General features: G+C 49.9%; 7 protein-coding genes. All 7 read right to left on the reverse strand.

Annotation, left to right across the window (positions count from 1 at the left end):
- Positions 1-221 precede the first annotated feature (221 nt).
- The 7 genes from ACLQ7H_RS26840 to ACLQ7H_RS26870 all read right to left on the reverse strand — a co-directional run bounded on the left by ACLQ7H_RS26840 (position 222) and on the right by ACLQ7H_RS26870 (position 7121).
- Complete coding sequence (locus tag ACLQ7H_RS26840; protein ID WP_411755299.1) at positions 222-398, reverse strand: fimbria/pilus outer membrane usher protein; 177 nt, start codon at positions 396-398, stop codon at positions 222-224.
- A gap of 206 nt (positions 399-604) precedes the next feature.
- Complete coding sequence (locus ACLQ7H_RS26845; protein WP_411755300.1) at positions 605-1183, reverse strand: helix-turn-helix transcriptional regulator; 579 nt, start codon at positions 1181-1183, stop codon at positions 605-607.
- Positions 1184-1307: 124 nt separating this feature from the next.
- The gene (locus ACLQ7H_RS26850; protein ID WP_411755301.1) at positions 1308-2480 is read right to left on the reverse strand and encodes a fimbrial protein; all 1173 of its coding nucleotides are present in this window, start codon (positions 2478-2480) and stop codon (positions 1308-1310) included.
- Between the two features lie 109 nt (positions 2481-2589).
- Positions 2590-5244: a fimbria/pilus outer membrane usher protein gene (locus tag ACLQ7H_RS26855; RefSeq protein ID WP_411755302.1), complete on the reverse strand. Its 2655-nt coding sequence runs from the start codon at positions 5242-5244 to the stop codon at positions 2590-2592.
- A gap of 74 nt (positions 5245-5318) precedes the next feature.
- On the reverse strand, positions 5319-6020 hold the full coding sequence (locus tag ACLQ7H_RS26860) for a fimbria/pilus periplasmic chaperone (RefSeq protein WP_411755305.1): 702 nt from the start codon (positions 6018-6020) through the stop codon (positions 5319-5321).
- Between the two features lie 55 nt (positions 6021-6075).
- Positions 6076-6621, reverse strand: a complete 546-nt coding sequence (locus ACLQ7H_RS26865) for a fimbrial protein (RefSeq protein WP_411755303.1) — start codon at positions 6619-6621, stop codon at positions 6076-6078.
- Positions 6622-6740: 119 nt separating this feature from the next.
- Positions 6741-7121 carry a winged helix-turn-helix domain-containing protein gene (locus ACLQ7H_RS26870; protein WP_411755304.1) on the reverse strand — a complete coding sequence of 127 codons (381 nt, stop codon included), beginning with the start codon at positions 7119-7121 and terminating at the stop codon, positions 6741-6743.
- Positions 7122-7813: the final 692 nt, after the last annotated feature.

A 7813-nucleotide genomic window follows, 5' to 3' on the forward strand; every position in this document is an offset into this window, starting at 1 on the left:
GCCCCGGCACTGCCGGATACCGTCGCCTGCTGACCATAACGGCCGCTGCTGTCATGAGACAGATCCATGCGTAGCTGTGGCGTATGCGTCTTGTCGTTGCTTCCCAGCGGCAGGCTGAAACTCAACAAATAGTTGGTTTGTGCCGTACCCAGGCTGGAGAAGCTGCGGTTCACACTCAGGCCGTAAGACAGGTTCTTGTAGCGGTTGTTGTAGCGGTTGTTTTAGCGGTTGTTGTAGCCCATCTGGTACTGCTTCTCGCTGCCGTCTTTGTTCCAGTCGTTCTGCAAAGAACCGCTGATATACAGCTGGCCCCAGTTTTCTGGCAGACCTTGCCCGGCGGTGACCGTCAGGCGGTTTTTGGCACGCGAAATCGAGTCCGGTGAATAAACTTGCGTCACCGAACCTCTAAGCATCACTTATTTGCCGGATATCTTCTCACTCTCGCACGGGCGGTGCTGGTGGTGGGGTTGGATTCGCTGATGCGTCTGTCCTCTAACCCGTCTTCCCTTATATGCTCAAACGGATAGATGACAATATCGGCCCTGCGCCAACGAAATAAGGTAGGTTAACCACGGCCATTGCCCAATCGGCGCTGGCCGTGCTTTCAACCTGCAAAAATAGCTGAATTGAGCACGCTGGTATTTATTGGGCACGCCTGAAACAGGTTACGCACCCCCAGTTTATGCAGGGCGTTACGCCGGTGGGTATACACGGTTTTGGTAGAGATACTTAAGCTGTGGCCGATGGCCTGCATATTCATGCCATCGATCATAGACAGCAGTACGGCCTTCTCTCTGCGGGTTAAGCTCTCCTGGAGAAAACTCGCAACGGGAAGCTCCCCACCCACTATCTTGACCAATTCATTAAACACCGCGTCCTCATCGGCATCCTCTGCCAAGGCAATATGTCGCTCACAACTCAGATTGAACTTTATCTTCATTGCGGTTGGCAAAAAAATTATTTTGCCAGGGAATTTGGCAACGGCAATCAAGAACGACATTTCACTGATTGAATTCAACATATAAAAAACCAGCACATCCTCTTTGCCAAAGCCACTGGCACTGGTATTTTTCAGTTCATTGAGTGACATTTGGTTAATCACTCGCCCCTCGGCATGCAAATATGCCTTGAGCCCGGCAAAAAAATAATAGTTGTCGGTAATTATATTAATGTTTCCAGGCATATCTATGGCGCTCCTTTACGCAAAATGAATCTCCATCTCATCAATGTCACAGCAAACCGAGGCTCAAAGATGGCCGAGTGGAACGTTTGTATAGCTATGAGTTACGCTATCCACGGGCCGCAACTCAATAGTAGTTAACGGTAAACACCACTTTGCCATACGCTTTGCCCGGCGTAGGATTCTCAGCCGTTTGAATATAACGGGCAGCCAGGGGAATACGAATTGTCGGGCTACCGTCTTTTGGCAGCGCCACCGATTGTTCTGATGCCAAGTTAAACAGCGTCGGTGCCTGGCTGCTGTCGCCCCAGCCAAGCTGGATCCCTACGCCCGATGCAGTACCGGATACCGTTGAATCTATAGCCATGATCCCATTAGTTGCATCAATCACCGAGGTTGCCGGGGTCACGCGCACACCAATGCTGTTATTGGTTGAGTTGGTAGCAAGCCCGGCACCGGTAGTGTAATCGAACATCAATAGACTGTTGGCTGCATTATAAAAACCGTAGAAGGTCGGGCAGTTGGTCATCGTGATTGAAGCATCAACCCAGGGAGTCGTTGCCCCTTGGCCAGTAAAGTATTCCCGCGTATCGAAACTGCCCAGATTGACATTCACATCCGGCGTGGTGCAGGTCTGGGCTGATATTGTCAACTGCCCCTGAAACTGGACCCGGGTAACCGTGATAGGCAACCCAGTTGTCTGTGTATGATTCAGCGGATTAACAATAGTCAGGCCAGCTACCGGAAGTTTCGACGAATCCAATACATGGTTCCCAGGAGTAATAGCGCCGATTTTAATCAGTGAGACATAGATAACCCTATTCACCAAATAAGGCTTATAATGTCCCCCAGTTATCGGGAACTGAACATCGCCCGGAAACTGATAGTTCGGTGCGCCAACCTTGGCCGCATCACCATCATTACTGCGGGAGATGGCAATGCCTATGCCAGGAATACCCGTCTCATAAACCGCCCCTCCGAAAGGACTGCCTGACCAGTTGGCCAGCCCCAGAGGCGCCTGCTCAATACTCCAGGCAACGTTGAACCAGATAGAGGCAGGGTCCACCGTTGATGCACAATCCATCACACTGATGCCGGTTTCACCACTAACCCAACGTCCTTGATAAATTACCGTCCCGAGGGGAATATCTGCCCCTGCTGAAATCGCTGCGGGGGTGAGTTGAACGATATCGGTACGGGAAGAACCACTTATCGCTGAACAGGTAACTACCGCCAAGGCGCTATTGCTGGCTACCATGAGCAAAAGTAGCCCGAGTGTACGCTGTATTATTCTCTTCATTCTTTCACCTCTGGCCCAACCGCTTGCGCCACACTTGCTCTATTTTTATATGATCTGCACAACGTAAATTAGTTGGCTTTACCAGCCGAATAGCTGCCATACCGGATGGCTAACCCTGGTTAACAGCCGATATCACATCATTGCTCGCCAGTTTCTCTCTCTGGGAACTGGATGAGGCCGTCGCCGTGCAAGGAGAGTTGAATTGCTGTATCTGCTCCTGCTTTTGGCTCTTGGCTATCGGCATCAGCACATAGCTGACCGTACATTGCATCTCACCGCCTTCGCCCCATTTCACTCGCAGTTGGCCTTTGTCTTCTGCCACACGCGCATACAACTGCCCGCCCTGGCCCACTGAGCCTACGCTGTTGCCCTTGCCATCAAAGATATCGGCGCCGAACGGTACCGGTTCCCCTTGATAGGTGGCATTCACCAAGATCGGCGTGCCCTGCTTAGTGTTGTATTTCAGCTTCACCACCGCGCCGGAATACGGCGCGACCTTCTGGTTGGTGTTATCCAATTCCACGCCGACCGCCGTCCCTTTCGGGTCGATACTGATCTCATTCATCTGGTACGGATTCAGGTAAGGCACTATCGCGTACCCCCGTGAATCAATGCTCACGCCGGGATACGAAGAAACTTTAGCTCCTTCTGCCCCCTTGGCTTCCACCAGCGCGAAGGTGTCCGACGTGTACGGTGTAAAGGTCACCCCGCCAGTGTGGCCAATCACCGTACCGTTCATCCCGGCAGAGGCGCTCTGATAGCCTTTACCAGTGCTGTAGGAGGCGCTCAACGCCGTAGCCGGGGTGCGATAGTTACCATTCAGCGATCCGCTGCTACCCTGGCCCTGATTGGCATTCATCGCCGTCACGCCATAGCCGAACTGATTATCAGCCCCGGCACTACCGGATACCGTCGCCTGCTGACCATATCGGCCGCTGCTGTCATGGGACAAATCCATGCGTAACTGCGGTGTATGTGTCTGTTCGTTGCTTCCCAGCGGCAGGCTGAAACTCAACAGATAGTTGGTTTGCGCCGTCCCCAGGCTGGAGAAACTACGGTTCACACTCAGGCCGTAAGATAGATCCTTATAACGATTATTGTAGCCCATCTGGTACTGCTTCTCGCTGCCGTCTTTGTTCCAGTAGTTCTGCAAAGAACCGCTGATATACAGCTGGCCCCAGTTTTCTGGCAGACCTTGCCCGGCAGTGACCGTCAGGCGGTTTTTGGCACGCGAAATCGAGTCCGGCGAATAACCTTGCGCCACCGCATCACGAGTTTGCATCGCGGTCATAAAATCCATGTAACCGTCGGTAGAGAAGCGGTACGCCGCCAGCGACAGGTTACTGTTGGTTTCGCTAATCAGCTTGCTGTAGCTCACCTGATAACTTTGTCCACTAAGGCTATTACCCGAGCGATGTCTACCATCAACATCGGTGCTGTCACCCAAATGGGTACGAGCCTGAGTAGCATCAAATGCCAGGGCCCCGATCGGTGTGCCAACGGCGGCCCCCAGTTGCAGGGCGTAATAATCCTGACTGGCCTGCAGGCCACCATAACCGGTGACGTTGTTGGTCAGGCCAAGCTGATAGGTAGCCTGGTACAGCGCCGGTTTGTCTCGCAGGTTATCGCTGCGTACTTCACCCGCGGTGATCGAATAACGTGATGACCCCGGGCGCAATAATTGGGCTACTGAGGCATACGGCACGCTGAAGGTCTGCTCGGTGCCGTCAGATTCGCGCACGGTAACGTCCAGATTGCCGCCGTAGCCGGTCGGGTACAGATCGTTGATCAGAAACTCGCCCGGTGTAACCGTGGTTTCATACAGTACCTGTCCGCCCTGACGCACGGTGACACGGGCGTTGGTACGGGCGATACCACGGATATCCGGCGCGTAACCGCGTTGGGACTCCGGCAGCATCCGCTCGTCACTGGCCAGCTGTATACCGGTAAACGGCACGGTATCAAACAGTTGCCCAGTGGTATTCGACTGCCCCATCAGGACACGCGCTTTCAGCGCCGGGATATCACGCTGCAAATAGGTATTGAGGCTGCTGTACTGGCTCTCACCGTTATCCATCCGGCTATAGGAACCGTTATGGCGCAAATACCAGGCTCCGACGTTGGCCCCGGCATTCACCCCGGCAAACAGCGAGTTATAGCTGGTGCCATGGGATTCGCTGGTGTAGCCATTGACGTTATAACCAAGCAACAACGCCGGTACGCCGCTGTCCCACAGCTCCGGGCTCACGGTGCCACGGGCGGTGTTGAGCATGTAAACCTGCGGAACCATAATATCCAGGCGTTGCTCATTACTGTCGTAATTCACCTGAGCTTCCGGCAACTTGCTCTGCAGATCGAAACAGACATCCCCTTTGTCGAGCGAGGTTAAAAAGTCCGCTGGCAACTTAGCGTAATCAAACGCAATGTTTTTAATCAGTTCGCGGGTCAGGCAGGGATACACGCTTTTATCTGCCCGCGCTTTGAATGCAATATCGGTATTACTGACCGGTTGATTATTAATATATAAAGCCGTTTTATAGACCCCTGGCAACCCAGATGAGCCATTGGCGAAACGACTTAGGTCAACCGATTTTTCATCATCCACATTCAGGAAAGAGGCATCGAACTCAAGATTTTTAGCGATATCTTGTGGTGCAGAAACCGCGATCTCAGCATTAACGTTAGCTACAAAAAAAGTCGATATAATAGCTATGGCCAGTGGAGATAACTGGCTACGCAGGCCATACTGTAAATATTTAGACATAGATATCCCTTCAAGAACTGATTCCTGAATAGCGATCAACAGATTAATGCGAGAGAGTTTTATCTATCGGAACGTTATTTTATCACTGCATCAAAAGTATTCACCGCGCCGTAATCATTAACGAAACTTCCTGTCACTTTACTACCTGCACTACCCGCCAAATCCAATGTCATAGAGCTACGGGGGGCTACCATCGCATAGTCAAGTTTTTTGCCATTCACCGACACATTGACCAGAGAGACATAATAAGGCGTTGGGTTGCTGGCCTGCACCCGGTTACCCTGGCTGTTCCAGGTTAGCGCTTTGGCCGCTTCATTGGCGTTACCTTCCAGACCGGCTGGGCGATAGAACAGCTTGATGCGCGAGCGGAAAGCCATCTGCAAGCGGTTTTCAGCCACTTTAGCCTGAGCTTTGGCCGGGACTTCCAGCACGTTCAGCCAAAACACCGATTCTTTATCCATCGGCAGCGAACCACCGGCGTAGCTGATGCGTAAAGTCTGGCCTTTGCTTGGCTCCACACGGTTCATCGGTGGTGTCAGGACAAATGGCACTTTGATCGCCGCCGGTTTGGCGTCGGCGTCACCGTTATCGATCCAGCTTTGCAGCAACACCGGCGAGGCACCGCCGTTGGTGATTTTGACGCTGACTTCTTTGGCATCAGAGGGGTAAATCACCCGCGTACCGCTAATCACCACGCTGGCCAGGCTACTGACGCTGAACAGAGCTACGGCGGCAAAAGTGCCAACCTGCAGCACATTAGTAGAGAAAAGCTTCATCATAGACTCCGAAAACTGACAGATTGGGAGGGGGCATTCCCCCTCCCACAGTCCATTACAGGTTCTCAATTGAATAAACAACGTTGCTGTTGACGGTACCCGCAGTAGTTGGTGCCTCTGCGTAGTAGCGAACGATATACGGCAGCGTGGTGCTACCACCGGTAACGGTTTTATAAGTCATCGCACCTACCTGCTCCGGGCTACCAGCCTTGATCACGGCCTGAGTCGGGCTTGAAGCGTCAAGCAATTGCAGGCTGACGTTGGTAGCACCACCGGTCGTGTTACGCAGGCGGCCAGTCACCGCATCAACCGAGGCACCCGCCTGGAAGTAGGCGGAGGCGGTCTCCAAGGTACCCGAACAGTTGCTCAGGGCCATCACGAAGTTAGTATCACCTGCAGTGAAAGTGGCGGTTTGCAGTTGGCTGGTGCTGACGGTTGGCAGAATCACGGTCGCGTTCTCATTCTGGTCATCAATCTTGACGTCACAGGTGTTAGCAGTCAGTTCACCGTTAAATGTGATGGTACCGGTAGAAGCAGCCTGAGCCATACCTACAGTACCGAAAACAGCGATCAGGGATGCAACGATAGTTAACTTTTTCATATATATTCCTACTTACCTTGTATTATGAATACCATTTTAATATCCATTAAAATGGTCTGGTGAATACCCATTGGGTATGGATATAGCTAGATAATTCCAGCACTTATATTTACAACAACTTACTTAATAAATAGCGAAGAAACTCGGTGGTTATCGACGGAATAGCCAATACCATGAACGTTCGCTATAAAATCTTCCGGGAGACCAATTGATGCCAGTTTCTTACGTAATTCATTTATTGCATGCCACAAACGCTGACTGGATGAAGATAAATTAATCTCTTCCCAAACGCTTTTCATGATGTCATTTTTATAGATGACGGCATCCCGGCTATTTGCCAACAAATAAATCAGTAATCTGGTCTGGATCTCGTTTAGAGAGATAACCTTGAAAAACAGTGTGCGCTCCGAGGCTCCATCAGAGTAATAAAGGAGTCTGCGGTTGGCAATATCGAATTGAATGTCATCATCAATTAGGAATCCATAAAGTCTATTTTCCATATGTATCTCGGATTATTATTTTGGTTTTTTAACAAAAATAACAAACCTCCCTTAAGTGAGACATTATAGAAGCAATTTACACCGTGGCAACCGCGCCAAGATGATCACATTGCCATCTTCAAAAGCCTCATAACAGTGACAAATACCGTTCAACTCTATTAACTCAGAATTTACCGCTAGCTTACGCGAATCCTCCTAGTGTTTTTCATATCTCATTACTTCACCCACTTTGAGTAGTCATAAATGTCAAAGATTTTTACCTTACAACATTAATAACTAGCCATTAAATTTTAATCATTGATATTCAGTCCATTACCTACAAACCGATGATTAGGATTTTTCTGCCACACCATGTATATAAAAATCTCTACCGGTGAAGCTATCCTTTATCTCAGTAAGATGAAGCCGTTTTACTTCGCTCCCCCTTGCTGATGGAATAAATACTAGAACATGAATGGGACTTTTCTGAGTGAAGTAGTTTTATTCTTAATAAAAAACAATAAAATACATTAAAATCAATAACTTAATTGATCATATTAAATCATAACCGATCATTCTCAATCGCTCTTAAATGATAGTAACTCTCATTTAAGATTTATTATTAACAGCTTGTTTTTTAAATGAATAATAATTGTTACTTATTTCGCCCACCACCAGGAACGGTTAAACTATACTTCAAACAAACTAGGCAC

Source organism: Serratia sp. (in: enterobacteria), assembly GCF_046715635.1.
Classification (GTDB): Bacteria; Pseudomonadota; Gammaproteobacteria; order Enterobacterales; family Enterobacteriaceae; genus Chania.

Bases quoted from the DNA above. Each gene is read 5' to 3' on its own strand.
- ACLQ7H_RS26855 (WP_411755302.1), bottom strand. From the start codon at position 5,244: ATGTCTAAATATTTACAGTATGGCCTGCGTAGCCAGTTATCTCCACTG.
- ACLQ7H_RS26845 (WP_411755300.1), bottom strand. From the start codon at position 1,183: ATGCCTGGAAACATTAATATAATTACCGACAACTATTATTTTTTTGCC.
- ACLQ7H_RS26870 (WP_411755304.1), bottom strand. From the start codon at position 7,121: ATGGAAAATAGACTTTATGGATTCCTAATTGATGATGACATTCAATTC.
- ACLQ7H_RS26850 (WP_411755301.1), bottom strand. From the start codon at position 2,480: ATGAAGAGAATAATACAGCGTACACTCGGGCTACTTTTGCTCATGGTA.
- ACLQ7H_RS26860 (WP_411755305.1), bottom strand. From the start codon at position 6,020: ATGAAGCTTTTCTCTACTAATGTGCTGCAGGTTGGCACTTTTGCCGCC.
- ACLQ7H_RS26865 (WP_411755303.1), bottom strand. From the start codon at position 6,621: ATGAAAAAGTTAACTATCGTTGCATCCCTGATCGCTGTTTTCGGTACT.